Source organism: Bacillus sp. GBSW19 (assembly GCF_002998655.1).
GTDB lineage: Bacteria > Bacillota > Bacilli > Bacillales > Bacillaceae > Bacillus.
Window position 1 is genome coordinate 886,422 of sequence record NZ_PVRF01000001.1, and the last position, 14,401, is coordinate 900,822.

The window sequence follows — 14,401 nt, forward strand, 5'->3', positions numbered from 1 at the left end:
TTTGGGAAAATGCCTATTTCTCTTCTTCTGTTCCTTCTGCTTTTGCTGGATCATCAAAGCGCCAATGCACTCATTTGACATGAGAATGAGTGATTAATAGACAATCGTATCCCTATTCGTTATATAATAACATTAAAAATTTCATGTGGTTGAAAGTAGGCTAAGGAATGTTTAAATTTGATCATTTTTTAAGTAAACCAGTAAAATTAACTCCTCCCCAGATTTTATTGTTTGGATTTTTGACTGTTATTGTAATAGGATCCTTTCTTTTGTCTTTACCTATTTCTACAGTCAAACCTATCCCCATCATTGATGCTTTCTTTACAGCTGTTTCAGCAACAACTGTTACAGGTTTAGCTGTGGTTGATACCGGAACAACTTTTACTTTATTCGGCCAAATAGTCATTATGCTGATGATACAAATTGGTGGTCTTGGTTTTTTAACTTTAGCCGTCATGGTCATCCTTTTGCTTGGCAAAAAAATAGGGCTTCGTGAAAGATTGTTGGTTCAAGAAGCCTTTAACCTCACAAATATTGGTGGTATTGTACGTCTTGTAAAAGTATTGTTTATCTTTTCAATGACTTTTGAGTTATTGGCGACGTGTATATTATCGTTTCGATGGATACCTGAATATGGCTTTTTAAAAGGATTTTATATTAGTTTATTTCATGCCATTTCTGCTTTTAATAACGCTGGATTTTCTCTTTTTTCAAATAGTTTGATGAACTATGTCAATGATCCACTGATCAACTTGACGATTACCCTCCTGTTTATCATCGGTGGTCTTGGATTTACCGTGATTTTTGATATATGGGATAAACGTAAATTTAAATTATTATCCATCCATTCAAAGCTTATGATCATAGGAACCTTCGTCACAAATGGTGTTGCACTATTATTGATATTCTTAATGGAATTTGGTAATCCGCATACTTTAGGTCCAATGAATCTTTTTGATAAATTATGGGCGTCATATTTTCAAGCTGTGACACCTAGAACTGCGGGCTTTAATTCTCTTGATATCGGACATATGCATGAGAGTTCTTTAACACTTATGATGCTTCTTATGTTTATGGGGGCTGGTAGTGCGTCAACAGGAAGTGGGATTAAGTTAACAACAATGATCATTATTGTGATTTCTGTTCTCCACTTTCTGAAAGGAAATAAAGAACCCGTTATATTTAGACGTACGATTAAGCATGATGTTGTCATTAAAGCTTTAGCAATCAGCTTTATCAGTTTATGTTTTGTGTTTATCACCATTTTCTTATTGACAATGGCTGAAAAAGCTCCTTTCATTGATATTGTTTTTGAGACCTTTTCAGCATTTGGCACAGTAGGTCTTTCTATGGGATTAACGCCTGATTTAACGTTTTTAGGTAAGGTAATTCTTTCGATTCTGATGTTTATTGGCAGAGTAGGTTCTCTGACCATTGTATTTATCTTTATGAAACGAACCAAAAGCCCAATACGTTATCCGGAGGGAGAAGTATTTGTAGGCTAATATGAGCAATGCTTGAAATGGTTCCCTTTTAATTTAATCATCAAGATGATGGATTGATCCACTTTAGATTTTTTTCTCTTCATTCACTACAAGCTGTTTGGAATACAGATCTGTTAGTACGGTCTCTTCTTTTCCAAACAATCAGCATTCGGTATTTAACGGAAAAGCTGAGATATTCAACTTTAAGCTGACGCTTGAAACGGCTTTGATCAGCAGCTTCTCCGTTATTACTTGTTGCTCGTTTTCTTGATTAAGTCCACGCCATCATATGACAGGCTTTCCACACGTGCAGCCTTTTGCAGAATGTAATGATCACAAAAGGTCTTCGTATAATCCGTCATAAGATTTCGCATATCTAATGCATCCCTTGTGCCTCTGAGTTCCTCATCTACACCGGTAAACACGATGTCGCAGTAATCTAAATGGGCAGCGCGATCAACAGAGAAATAAAAGGTTTCCATGCTGTTGTTCACGCCAATGAGCGCATTCATATGATAGTTAGGTTCAGAAAACAACAGCAGAAAAGGTTTATTCAGGTCGCTATCGAGAAGGCCGAATGCCCCGCTGTCCAAGCCAATTCCGCAGGAAAACCGGTCGTCATCCCGGCAAACAACCGCTGCCGTAGGTCCTCCATAAGAGTGTCCGACGATGCCCATGCCGACGTCAAGCATCAGTCTGTCATGAAAGATAGAATCCAATTCTTCAGAGTTTAGTTTGTGAAGATGATCGGCTACGTACCTTACATCTTCTGCCTGTCGTTCACTATATAATGTTAACTGATTAATGATTGGCAGAGCCAGGACGTTACGGCACATCTCAATGGCCGTTTCATCGTCAGGCCGCATCTTCATCTTGCCAGCCAGCTCCATCATCTCCGGATCTTCAGAAAACGCCATAATGACATCCGAAAAATCCTTTGATACATTCAACAGCTTCCCATCTTTCCGTTTATACATTGTGCTATTCTGATGGCCGATACTGACGACAACATAACCCAGGCTTGCCAGGTCTGTACAGATGGCTGTCCCCCATTCCGGTGAACCGCCCCCGCCGCAAACATAAAATAACACTGGATAGCGCTTTTTCTTCTCAGAAAGAGCAAGGTCGTCGTAACAATGAGTCTTGATATCGATAGAGAAAAAATTCTTCTCTTTCAGATACTCAGTGACAAGTGGCTGCTCATGAAGCATTTCGTAGACTTCAGGAAACATGTACGTTGATGGAGTCTTCCCTTCGCTGCTATCGGACGGATAGTACACAAACGCGGTCAATTCTCTTTTTGAGTCATCTGATGCTGTGTACTCAAAATCCATCTGGGTACGAGCGGCGGTATAGCTGCCGATTGGTTCTGGGAATGTGTCATACCTTTTCATCCTTTTGTTCCCCCTTAATAAATGAAAGTGCGAATGTGAAATACACATGGCGATATAAGTGCTTTCAAAACTGTAAAATGGTTACATCCAATCTTCAGTTCATCATCCTTATTCCTTGGCTTCCTTGAGATCGCTAACAACTTCAGCATATTTATCATCTCTAAGAAGCCCATGACCCATAAAGTCAGCAAAGTACTTGCTCATCTTATGCTGCAGGTTAGAATCCTTAATATCGAATTCCCTAAAAAACATGACTAAATTAAACTGCATAGATTCAAACATAAAAGAAATGAGGTCGTCATCAATATCAGGTCGTAGATATCCATCAACCCTCATGCGGCGTAACATGTCCTTGATTAAGGGGAATGACTCGCCCTTTAGCACATTCAAATATACTTTTAGTAAGGTGTTCTCTGGAATGTGTAAAAATGTTTCAACGAGTTTGATTTCCAGTTCATTCAATGGCTCAGTCGCAATGCCATTAGTGTTGTCAAATAAGCCAGTAAGGAAAAATTGAAAAAGAGAATCTTCATTGTTGTTATGAAAATACGCAGCTCTTTTCTTGGTCACATGTCGTATTAAGAGACAATAAAGGTCATCTTTGTCTTCAAAATACCGATAAAAAGTTCCGGGATGCATGGACAAACGATCCAAAACCATCTTCATCGTTATATCCTCGTAAAGATGATCAACAAAAAGATGCATAGCACGATTACATATGTCCTCACGTCTTGCTTCATCCAATCGAAAGAAAGTATTTTTTGGCATAAATGACTCCTTTATGTAAAGTGTGAACTCATTCACACCATATCGATAATTGATTCACATGTCAAGCTGTATTGAAATAGATACCGGCTCTTTGCTCGGAGGGATTTCACCCCAACGGTAGTACGATTGATCATTGTACCTTTATTCGTTCCGACTTGCGCTCTGTGGACATTGCCAAAATCAAAGCCGTTTTCACCAATTGCGAATTCTCCTCCTGCGATATGAGAGGAATGACATTGGAGAATGCTATGTTTATCGATTGTACTTTTTATCAATGTAGATTCAATGACCGCGTTTTACAGGCAGCGAATATCAGCTAGTTGATATAACGTTTGAGGGAGTGGTGACACTTCGTCAACTCCAGTGAAGAAGTGAACATTCATTATATTAATAGGAAATATGTATGTTTTAAACAAAAATTGGAATTTAAGGATTGCTTAACCCGAAGTGAATTGACAATCTGAATGTATTTCATGTTGAATTGAAAAAGGCTGCTTTCAAGTAAGCAGCCCATTCACTAAACTTTCGACTATTTCAATCAAATCATTCTGCATCTTTTTGTGTGAACTCAACCCCTAACGAGTGATCACCTGAATGATTTTCTCCTGAGCATCTTGTGCCTCAGGGATTGGCATGACAACAAATACATGAAGCATTTCAGGATAAACAAAGATTTTTATGTCAATTCCTTGTTCTGTTAGTTTTTCATCAAGCTTTATGGCATCTGGATATAACATATCATGTGTTCCAATAAAATGAGTAATCTTCCCAAGTCCTTTAAAGTCACCGTAAATGGGACTGATCAATGGGTCAGTTACATTTTTATCAGCTGTCCAAATCTTTGCAATGACTTCCATTCCTTCAGGACCTAGAATCGGGTCCTTTTTTGCATATTCAAACATGAGAGGATTGTTTAAGCTCATGTCAACACATGCAGATAATAAAATAATATCCTTCGGCTGCGGCAGACCTTCCTTCTTTAAAAGGTGCGCCAGACCAAGTGAGATATTTCCGCCAGCTGAATCTCCCATGATCGTCAATTGATTGGCACTTCCGGCAGTTTTCAGAAGGTCTTTATATAAGTTTAGGATTTTCGGATAGGTATTCTGGCAGCTATAATGAGGCACTTTTGGGTAAATAGGAGCCACCACTTTCGCATTGAGTGATTGCGCCATCTTATCCATGAACCACCAATGGAAATTCAAAGGCTGATTTGTCCACGCGCCGCCATGTATATATAGAATGACTTTTTGTTTTTGTGACGTTTGGTCATTCAAAGTGAAAACTTGCATGCCTTCGAATGTCTGCTCTTTTATCTCACTAATTAACTTCACATCATCCCCAATGGCATAAGGCTTCGTATTTTCTATTCCTTTTTGATCAAGAAATTTTTTTGTGTTTTCAATACTAGAAAAACTCTCTTTATTACTTTGGGAAGCGAATAATTTTTCAAATTGAATACTTTCTTCAGAACGTTCTCCATTAACAATTTCCACACTCATTTGTTTTCTCTCCTTTAAGTCAATTGTTTTATTGTTCATCCTGATGTATCACACGAAATGATTCGAGGAAGACTTGTATTTCTTTATCAGAGGTCTTTAACAAGTTAGATAAAAGGTCTTGAATTTGACGGAAGCGTTTGATTTTCCTTTCAATTTCTTCGTGTTTGTGATGGACTATCCTTCTTAAAGTATCAGGTTCTATGTCTTGACTCAGCAGTTCCATAACTTGTATTTCCTTATCTTTCATGTAGCGTTCGATCTTTTAACATTTTTAAGGTTGCTGTAAGGTTCGGATTAATACAAGTTAAGATTGAGGTAGTACAATGGGTTTGTAAGGAAGTGAGGGATGAGTCAAATGGTCCTCCTTCTAAATCAATCATAGAGGTGAAAAGGTTTGAGAGAAAATAAAATTTTGTCTTCATTATGTTACTTCAGTATCTTTTTTGCGCCATTTTTGTTTCCGATTATCGTCTATTTCTTAGGGAAGGACGAAGTGAAATATCATGCGAAAAAATCGCTATGGACACATTTCATTCCTTATTTGATTTTTGGCATTGGCATCCTTGGTTCAGGTTTACTTGGCATGAACGATATCAGACATGCTGGTCCGTTCTTAATTGCAACGTATGCTGTGACATTCCTTGTGGCGATCTACTTCTTCATTTGGAACATTGTCAAAGGCATTAAAGTGTTTTCAGAATAATAGATGGGAAAAACGGTTCTGTGATTGATCAGAACCGTTTTTTTTGTATGTCCATTCATGCGGGTAATTGGATATCAATCGTTGTTCCTTCCCCTATTATACTGCGTATCGTAATATCCCCGCCGTGCTTTTGGATAATATCCTTTGCAATGGCCATTCCGAGACCAGAGCCTGCATGTGTCCCTCCTGTATTCGTCCCTCTATAGTAGCGGTCAAACACTTTTTCTAGCTCTGCCTCTTCGATTCCTTTGCCGTTATCTTTAATCGTGATGTGGGTATTTTCTTTTTGTTCCAGCTGTACAATGATTTTCACATCAGAATCATTGTGAACAAGGGCATTTAAAATGAGATTGGTGACCGCTCTTCGTATGAGGATCGTATCAATATTTAGCATGAGCTTGTCTACATTCGATTGCAGCTCAATCGTCTGATCTGCATATCTCGAATCGTTTAGGATATCAATTAACGTTTCCCGCAGCAACGGCACAATGTTCACTAGCTCTTTATGCAGCATCACGTCGTTATTTTTCAGCCTTGTTGTTAAATTTAGATCCTCCATGACATCTTTGATGTACAGTGATTTATTCTCTATGATGCTGGCATAATCTCTGATGTCTTGATCTGAAAGAGGATAATTTGGATCTTTGATGATTTCTGCATAGCCTTGAATAGAGGATAATGGTGTTTTAATATCATGAGAAATATGACTGATCCACTCTTCCCGCATTTGCTCTAATTTGTCTTTTTCTTTTTGGCTTGAAGCGAGCTGCTCTGATAAGTGATTGACATTATAGAAGACATCTTTATATATTCCCTTAGTTGGCAGCTTTGTCGTATAATCTCCGTTTGCGAGCCGCTGGATTCCATGAATGGCACGGCCGAGCGGTTTGATGAGCTGCCGGCTGAATAAGTATCCAATGAATAAGGCAATGATGGCATCGATCGATAATAAAATCATCGTCCCGATATTGAATCTTGATATTAAGTCCTTCGTGTCGAACGAGAATAAATATTTTCCGATGGCAGGGTTCTTAAATCCGATAAAGTAGCTGTATTCCCTGCCCTTTCCTTTTTTTCCGCCGGCATAAATGGTCGATAACAATTGCTTATCTTTATATTTATGTATGTTCACGATTTCTATAGGTGTATATTTGCTCTTTATTCCTTTAGGTGCGTGTGCATGATAGACGTCTTGTCCATTTTCGTCTAATATTTGAATCCACGCATTTTGTTGTTTTAAGGCTTGCTGTCCTTCTTTGTTCACAGTGATGCCTTGATCGGAAAAGGTTATGTATTGTTCAAATGTTCTTGTGAAGGTTTCGGGCGTATTTTCTTCGTTTTGCTGGCTGCTTGCTTGTAGTACAAGCCAAATCATGAATCCAAATAAGTTAATAAAGACAGTGATAATGGTCACGATAATGACAGAGACCATATATCTGCCTGTTAATCGCCATTTCATCCTTACGCATCCTTTACAACAAATTTATAGCCAAGCCCTTTGACCGTCACGAGAAATTCTGGTATAGATGGGGAATTCTCTATTTTCTCCCGAAGTCTTCGTATATGAACCATCACCGTATTGTCAGAACCGAAGAAATCTTCTCCCCAAACGGTTTGATAAAGCGTTTCTTTACTGATCACTCGATTCGGATGCTGCAAGAAATAGGTCATCAGCATAAGTTCTTTCGGTGTGAGCTCAATTACCGCTCCGTTTTTCGTCAGTTCGGCTTGCTGCTCATTTAACTCAAATGGCCCTTTTTTGATCACGGGATCAGCTTGAGAAGGCTGTAAGTATGATGACCGTCTCAGCTGGGCTTTTACCCGGTAGGCGACTTCCTTTGGGCTGAAAGGTTTTGTAATGTAATCATCGCCGCCAATGGCAAGTCCTACAATTTTGTCTGATTCCTCTCCCTTTGCTGATAAAAAGATAATCGGAACATGCGAGACGTCTCTGATTTGTTTACAAATATCGTAGCCTTCACCGTCTGGCAGCATAATATCCAGTATGACGAGATCGGGATGTTCTTGATGGAATTGCGTGAGCCCATCACGGGCAGTTGAAGCTGTTATCACCCGGTCAATGCCTTCTCTTGTTAATACTGTATGGATTAATTCCAAAATTTCTTTTTCGTCATCTATAATCAATACTTTGCTTTGAAGCTTTGGCATTATGATCACTCTCCTGAAGTCATTGTTATTATTATACCCAAAGTGTAGACATCGTGAAAAATCAACTTTCTATTTGCACAGAAAAAAGCCAATTTTCTTTTTTAATGAGAAAATTGGCTTTTGGTGTTTTTTTAGCGTTTGACCACAAATGTTGTCACACTTTGAGCCGGGAGATGAGCCCAAAATTGATTACCTGATATATTTAAGTCAGTTCCAGGCTGAAGGTTGCTGTTACTACTCGTAATCCATCTTGACGCTTGTGAAGCGGTTCCATTTTGCATGACAAAGTGCTGGTTAACGCCTGTATTGTTTTTATTAATCGCTACAATGACGACCTTATTGTCCCCTTTATAGGCTGAGACGAAAACATTCGGTTCAGGGCTTTTCGTTGCATCAATCCTGACGTACCCTGGACGCACAAACTTGGAGAAATGCGCCATGTTGTAGCCACGTTTGCTAATCATTCCATCTTCCTTCATAGGACCGTATGATCTGCGGATGTACCACCAAACATACGCCTGAAAATCACCTTCCACCATCGAATGGTGAATATGCTCTGACACCCCTAATGCCTCAGGCCAGCGGTCCGCTGAATTGTTATCACTATTCGGGTAATATACCTCTGTCATCCACAGCTCTTTCCCCGCTCCTTTTTGTTTAAAAAGAGGATACGGAAGCTGGCTGATCTGGGTTCCATACAGATGGGCACCGAGAATGTCCATATTTCTAAGCGCCTGCGGATCGTTTAAGATAGGATCTGATATATTTTTAAGGTATTGAAAAGATTCTGGTGCAATCACGCGTGCATTAATGGAGCCGGCATTTTCTCTCATGAATCGCAGGATTTCCTGAGGCGTCCACCATGTCCATTCGTGTGCATAATCAGGCTCGTTTTGTACAGAAATGGCATAGAGGTTGACACCATTATTTTTCATGTATGTCACAAAATCATTGAGATGCTGAGCATACGCGGCGTATTGATTGTATCTCAACCGCTTTGCAGACGCACCATTACGGTTGAAAGTCTCCACCATATGGCTTGGAGGATTCCAAGGCGAAGCGATCACTAAAGCGCCATGCTCTATTGCTCTTTTGGCGGTAGCAACTTCTCTGTGCCAATTATTTCTGTTCTCGTCTACATTAATTCGTAGAATGGAGAATCCTAATTGATTCTGCCCATTGCCAAAGGCGGTTTCCCTTTGAGGGGCGGTTAAATCACCAATCCAAGCCGGGTGGTTCATTCCGCCAAAGCCGCGAATCACTTGTCTTTCCGCATTGACATTAATATTCGCATCACTTGCTGCTGAAACCTCAGTTACCCCAGGCCCTATGAACATGACAGACAGCATAGTGAAGCAGATCAATAAAGTACAAATTGGTTTTTTGATTATGGACATCAAATTTTCCCACTCTCCCATCAACCAGTGATCGATGCCGCAGCATCTGATTTTGTTTACCTTTGAGTAAACTGCCAGGAATCAAATTGGAATAGGTTGGCACCATTTCCTTTGAAGACAAAAAATACGTTGTGCACTCCTGCTGCTCCGTTCACTGCCGTTTCTATTTCTCGCCAGTTTCCGCCTGTGGAAGGGACATTGAGTGTTCCGGCAATTCTGCCGTCTGGACTGCCAAGACGTACTTCTATTTGTCCACCTGAAGCGGATGCTACATTGGCTTTAAAGGTTCTGGCACCGCTCGATCCGAAATCGACATTACTGACAGCCACCCAATCACCGTTTTGAATGTTTGTGATATGCTGGTTATTGACTGGTCCACCTGGTGCTGAGGAGGCCTCTGTTAAAATGCGTCCATTCCAAGCGAATGTTTCAGCTTCTACCCGTTGATAAGGATTCAGGTTGGAAAGCTGTTTAACTCCTTCAAAATTGGCTGCGACCTCTCGAAGGGAGCCGTCAGCATTATGCACAAGCTTATTAATGTGTGGAGATCTGTAGCCTTTCCCTGCTCCATATAAGGCTGAGCTCACCGTTTGCGTGTGATACACGACATACCACTCGTTTTTAAAATGGAACACAGCATGATGGTTGTTACCGCCGCCGCCGAAAAATGCACCCGGATTTTTCAGGAAGTGTCCTTTATACGTAAAGGGGCCCATTGGACTTGAGCTCGTCATATAACCGATCTCACCAGGTGGTTTATCTGCTGGGTGGGAGCCGCCAAAATTGATGCAATAGGAATAGTAATAGGTACCGTTATACTTATGCATACCCGAATCTTCAAACATAAAAGGAGCATCAATGGTTGATGCGCTGCCAACTACACTAGTCATGTCAGATCCTAGTTTCAGAACTCTTGCTGTTTTAGGATTGGCCCATTGTCCCTGCGTTGGATTTGAACCGCCTGGAACGCCTCCTCCGGCATATAGATAACCGGTTCCGTCATCATCTACAAATACGGCTGGATCAAAAAGCCATACAACACCGGACATCCCTGGTGTATTTGGCGTGACGAGCGCTTTTCCGATAGGATCTTTCCAAGGTCCAATCGGGCTGTCTGCTGTCAAGACGCCAATCCCTCCGCCGCTGTTAGCAAAATAAAGGAAAAATTTATCCTTCCCATTGATCTTTTTCACCGCAGCGGATGGAGCCCAGGAAGCGCCTGCCCATTTGGCAATCCCTCTCCCGCCATTGGCCCCATTTGCGCCAGCTACTGGAATCGCTCCGTGATCTGTCCAGTTCACCATATCCGCCGAAGAGATGACAAAGACCCTATTCAAATTCGCAAAAGAATTATCCTTAATCGTTCCATTGCTGTGATATTCATAGTCATCACTCGACATATAAATGTACACTCTGCCGTTATAGGTGAGCGCAAACGGATCCGCCCCCAGGTGATGGTCTATGAGTGGATTTGCATTTCCTACTCGTTTTGCAATGGGGGTACTTGCTGCACTCGCATCATATACCGGTATACAGCTCAGCACCAAAGCAAGAATCAAAAAACCTACACCGCACTTCATCCTCTTCCTCATCGTGTCATTTTCCTCCTGTTTTCATCTTCCTAATATTGGGGTTTACGCCCAATTTCAAATTATGTTGATATGCGCTGATGAAGAATGAATACAAAGGATGATTTCTAGGGGAAATCACTGCTAAAATCATCATGAAAACCCTTACTTTTTGACTAGGAGACAATAAAAAATGCAGTCCTCCACTTTGGAACTGCATTTTTTCTTCTTATTCAATGAATGTAGATTACATATAACGAGCGGTCACCATTTTCTTTCTTGTGTAAAACTCTACTCCGTCTGTTCCGTTCGCATGTAAGTCCCCGTAGAAAGAATCCTTCCAGCCGGAAAACGGGAAAAATGCCATTGGTGCGGGCACACCGATATTCACGCCGAGCATACCTGCTTCGATGTTTTCGCGAAATTCTCTGATGCTTGATGCGCTGTCCGTGTAAAGGCAGGCACCGTTCGCAAATTTTGATTGATTGGACAGGTCGATCGCTTCTGTTAGTGAAGAGACACGGACAACTGATAAGACTGGGGCGAAAATCTCGTCCTGCCAAATTTTCATTTGATTTGTGACATGGTCAAAAATCGTCGGTCCAACGAAATACCCTTTTCCATTTGTTTCAAGGTCATTCCTACCATCACGAATGAGGCTTGCTCCTTCTTCAATCCCTGACTGGATATATTGAAGCGTTCGTTCTTTATGTTCCTTTCGAATGACTGGACCAAGAAAGACATCTTCATTTATTCCATTTCCAATGACGAGCTCGTTCGATTCATCAACTAATTTTTGAATGAACTCATCTGCCACTTCTTCTTCCACCGCGACAACAGCCGCGGCCATGCAGCGCTCTCCCGCTGATCCAAAGGCAGCACCAATGATTTGTTTCGTTGCCGCATCTAAATCTGCATCTTTGAGGACAATGGAGTGATTCTTTGCACCTGCAAGTGCTTGGACACGTTTGCCATGCTCTGTGCCTTTTTTATAGACGTATTCTGCGACTGGCTGAGAGCCGACAAATGAAATGGCTTTGACCTTTTGGTGTTCAAGCAGACCATTGACGACATCGTGAGCCCCATTGACGATGTTGAGAACACCTTTTGGAAGACCCGCTTCTTCAAATAGCTCGGCTAACCGCGCGGCAAGAATGGGCGTTCGTTCTGAAGGTTTTAAAACAAACGTATTTCCGCAGGCAATGGCAAGCGGGAACATCCAGCACGGGACCATCATCGGAAAGTTAAATGGCGTAATGCCGCCAATGACACCAATCGGATAGCGGTACATGCCAGATTCGAGTCCAGATGCGATATCTGGTAATTGTTTTCCCATCATTAAGGTCGGTGCACCAGCGGCAAATTCCACACATTCAATCCCTCGCTGCACTTCTCCTTTTGCCTCTGTTATGCTTTTTCCGTTTTCAATCGTTACGAGTTCAGCCAGCTCATCCCATTTTTCAACGAGTAACTGCTGGTATTTAAATAAAATGCGTGCACGGCGGGGAACTGGTGTTTTCGACCAAGTGGTAAATGCTTCTTGTGCTGCCTGTACCGCACGTTCGACATCCTTTTTTGTTGAAAGCGGCACTTCTGCGATGATCTCGCCAATAGCTGGGTTATATACTGCCTCTGTTTGACTTGTTTCTGCCTCAATCCATTGTCCGCCAATATAATTTTTCAACATTTGTACATCTGTTTTGGTCATGTTCCCTCTCTCCTTTTTATGAAAGAATGTCATGCTTATAGGATGTGTATGGTTGTCATTGTCTCATCTAACGGGCGCCCATCTGTATACACTCTTTGTCAAATGAAACTGACGTTTTGGTTTACGTTGTGATAAAGAGCTTGCTCTAAAGTGTGAAAGGTTGCCGCCCATCGATTTGTTTGTGAGAAATGATTCCGGAATGTGATTTATTCATGGTGTATTTTTGATCAACTATTGGGTAACTGTAGAAAAATCATAATATTAAAAATGCTTTCAGTCAATCCTCTTTTTGCAACATAAGAAAAACCTGATGCGCGTTGCATCAGGTAGAGGCTGGTTCTTTTCTTTTATTTAGTTGATGCAGCATATTGATTCGGTTCTGCAAAATGCGGGAGCATCTCACCATGTGCTTCAATGAGTTCATCGCATAATTTGATGATGTCATCAATGGATAGTTCAGCGCTTGTGTGTGGATCAAGTAATGCCGCTTGATAAATGTGCTCTTTTTTGCCGCTAATTGCTGCTTCGATTGTCATGAGCTGTGAGCTGATATTGGTCCGGTTGAGTCCAGCCAATTGTTCAGGGATCTCTCCGACATAGCAAGGCATGATGCCGCTGCGATCTGCAACACATGGTACTTCGACACACGCTTTTTCAGGCAGATTGTGAATGAGTCCTCCTGTGTTCAGCACATTCCCTCCAAATTTAAAGGGAACGTTCGTTTCGATCGCTTCAATGATACGAGAACCATATTCTTTTGAGCGAGTATGTGTGATCTGTGTATTGCCCACAAGGTCATGCTTCATTGTATTCCAGTTGTTGATTTGTTCCTCGCAGCGTCTCGGGTATTCATCGAGCGGAATGTTAAATTGACCGATCAGTTCTGGATAGCGTGCTTTGATAAAATAAGGATGGTATTCGGCATTGTGCTCTGAGGATTCTGTGACATAGTAGCCGAATTTATCCATCAGCTCAAAACGTACCATATCATGGTGCCGCGCTTGCTGCTTTTCTTTCGCTCTTCTTTTGATGTCTGGGTACAAATCTTTTCCGTCCCGTTTCACCTCTAATAACCATGCCATATGGTTGATGCCGGCAATTTTTTCTTCAATGCCTTCATGATCCATTTCAAGTGATTCAAATAGATCCTTTGTACACACCTGCACACTATGACAAAGACCCACCGTTTGAATCGGTGTATAGCGCAGCATCGCACCTGTCAGTGTGGCCATTGGATTTGTGTAATTTAATAATAAAGCATTTGGGCAAACCTCTTCCATCTCCTTTGCAAAATCAAGCATCACAGGAATTGTTCGAAGGAAGCGGAAGATGCCGCCGATGCCAACCGTATCCGCAATCGTTTGTCTTAATCCGTATTTTTTCGGAATCTCAAAATCAATTACAGTGCTTGGCCGATAGCCTCCAACCTGGATGGCATTGATGACATATTTCGCATCCTTTAAGGCTTCTTTTCGGTTGTGATAGGGCTTAATGGTCACATTTGCACCGTAGTTCTCTTTTAAATGCCGAAGCATCGTGTCTGATTCATTCAGCCGGTTGTGGTCGATATCATATAATGCGAATTCAAAGCCGCTAAGTGCAGGGACGAACAAACAATCTCCTAATATATTTTTAGCAAACACGGTACTCCCTGCACCGATAAATGTAATTTTAGACATTGACGACTCTCCTTTTTACATCCATATTG

The 14,401-nt window shown here is 41.2% G+C and carries 12 protein-coding genes; 3 read left to right on the forward strand and 9 right to left on the reverse strand.

The genetic code is table 11. From position 1 onward, the window contains the following. The first annotated feature begins 167 nt into the window (after positions 1-167). Positions 168-1,505: a TrkH family potassium uptake protein gene (locus tag C6344_RS04735; RefSeq protein ID WP_106072788.1), complete on the forward strand. Its 1,338-nt coding sequence runs from the start codon at positions 168-170 to the stop codon at positions 1,503-1,505. Positions 1,506-1,732: 227 nt separating this feature from the next. On the opposite strand, the gene C6344_RS04740 is transcribed toward C6344_RS04735, so the two are convergent. Both C6344_RS04740 and C6344_RS04745 read right to left on the reverse strand, forming a co-directional pair. Then, positions 1,733-2,878 carry an alpha/beta hydrolase gene (locus C6344_RS04740; RefSeq protein ID WP_106047868.1) on the reverse strand — a complete coding sequence of 382 codons (1,146 nt, stop codon included), beginning with the start codon at positions 2,876-2,878 and terminating at the stop codon, positions 1,733-1,735. A 108-nt stretch (positions 2,879-2,986) separates the two neighbouring features. Further along, positions 2,987-3,646, reverse strand: a complete 660-nt coding sequence (locus C6344_RS04745) for a TetR/AcrR family transcriptional regulator (protein ID WP_060596454.1) — start codon at positions 3,644-3,646, stop codon at positions 2,987-2,989. A gap of 164 nt (positions 3,647-3,810) precedes the next feature. On the opposite strand from C6344_RS04745, the gene C6344_RS19190 reads away from it, so the two are divergent. After that, a complete protein-coding gene (locus C6344_RS19190; protein ID WP_223250440.1) occupies positions 3,811-3,966 on the forward strand; it encodes a pentapeptide repeat-containing protein in 156 nt (51 codons plus the stop codon). A 255-nt stretch (positions 3,967-4,221) separates the two neighbouring features. On the opposite strand, the gene C6344_RS04755 is transcribed toward C6344_RS19190, so the two are convergent. Beyond that, the gene (locus C6344_RS04755) at positions 4,222-5,148 is read right to left on the reverse strand and encodes an alpha/beta hydrolase (protein WP_106072789.1); all 927 of its coding nucleotides are present in this window, start codon (positions 5,146-5,148) and stop codon (positions 4,222-4,224) included. Between the two features lie 394 nt (positions 5,149-5,542). Here C6344_RS04755 and C6344_RS04765 point away from each other — a divergent pair, with 394 nt between their 5' ends. Continuing rightward, positions 5,543-5,851: a magnetosome magnetite crystal formation protein family gene (locus C6344_RS04765; protein WP_034660817.1), complete on the forward strand. Its 309-nt coding sequence runs from the start codon at positions 5,543-5,545 to the stop codon at positions 5,849-5,851. A gap of 55 nt (positions 5,852-5,906) precedes the next feature. On the opposite strand, the gene C6344_RS04770 is transcribed toward C6344_RS04765, so the two are convergent. The 6 genes from C6344_RS04770 to melA form a co-directional block, all read right to left on the reverse strand. Beyond that, a complete protein-coding gene (locus C6344_RS04770; protein WP_106072790.1) occupies positions 5,907-7,310 on the reverse strand; it encodes a sensor histidine kinase in 1,404 nt (467 codons plus the stop codon). A gap of 2 nt (positions 7,311-7,312) precedes the next feature. After that, complete coding sequence (locus C6344_RS04775) at positions 7,313-8,020, reverse strand: response regulator transcription factor (RefSeq protein ID WP_106047872.1); 708 nt, start codon at positions 8,018-8,020, stop codon at positions 7,313-7,315. A gap of 131 nt (positions 8,021-8,151) precedes the next feature. After that, positions 8,152-9,420, reverse strand: coding sequence for a glucuronoarabinoxylan endo-1,4-beta-xylanase XynC (gene xynC / locus C6344_RS04780; RefSeq protein WP_060596459.1), 1,269 nt, complete (start codon positions 9,418-9,420; stop codon positions 8,152-8,154). 53 nt (positions 9,421-9,473) lie between these two features. After that, a complete protein-coding gene (locus C6344_RS04785; RefSeq protein ID WP_060596460.1) occupies positions 9,474-11,009 on the reverse strand; it encodes a glycoside hydrolase family 43 protein in 1,536 nt (511 codons plus the stop codon). 223 nt (positions 11,010-11,232) lie between these two features. Then, positions 11,233-12,693, reverse strand: a complete 1,461-nt coding sequence (locus C6344_RS04790; RefSeq protein ID WP_060596461.1) for a CoA-acylating methylmalonate-semialdehyde dehydrogenase — start codon at positions 12,691-12,693, stop codon at positions 11,233-11,235. Between the two features lie 347 nt (positions 12,694-13,040). Then, the gene (gene melA, locus C6344_RS04795) at positions 13,041-14,372 is read right to left on the reverse strand and encodes an alpha-glucosidase/alpha-galactosidase (protein ID WP_060596462.1); all 1,332 of its coding nucleotides are present in this window, start codon (positions 14,370-14,372) and stop codon (positions 13,041-13,043) included. Positions 14,373-14,401: the final 29 nt, after the last annotated feature.

Bases quoted from the DNA above. Each gene is read 5' to 3' on its own strand.
- C6344_RS04735 (WP_106072788.1), top strand. From the start codon at position 168: ATGTTTAAATTTGATCATTTTTTAAGTAAACCAGTAAAATTAACTCCT.
- C6344_RS04740 (WP_106047868.1), bottom strand. From the start codon at position 2,878: ATGAAAAGGTATGACACATTCCCAGAACCAATCGGCAGCTATACCGCC.
- C6344_RS04745 (WP_060596454.1), bottom strand. From the start codon at position 3,646: ATGCCAAAAAATACTTTCTTTCGATTGGATGAAGCAAGACGTGAGGAC.
- C6344_RS04755 (WP_106072789.1), bottom strand. From the start codon at position 5,148: ATGAGTGTGGAAATTGTTAATGGAGAACGTTCTGAAGAAAGTATTCAA.
- C6344_RS04770 (WP_106072790.1), bottom strand. From the start codon at position 7,310: ATGAAATGGCGATTAACAGGCAGATATATGGTCTCTGTCATTATCGTG.
- C6344_RS04775 (WP_106047872.1), bottom strand. From the start codon at position 8,020: ATGCCAAAGCTTCAAAGCAAAGTATTGATTATAGATGACGAAAAAGAA.
- C6344_RS04785 (WP_060596460.1), bottom strand. From the start codon at position 11,009: ATGAGGAAGAGGATGAAGTGCGGTGTAGGTTTTTTGATTCTTGCTTTG.
- C6344_RS04790 (WP_060596461.1), bottom strand. From the start codon at position 12,693: ATGACCAAAACAGATGTACAAATGTTGAAAAATTATATTGGCGGACAA.
- melA (WP_060596462.1), bottom strand. From the start codon at position 14,372: ATGTCTAAAATTACATTTATCGGTGCAGGGAGTACCGTGTTTGCTAAA.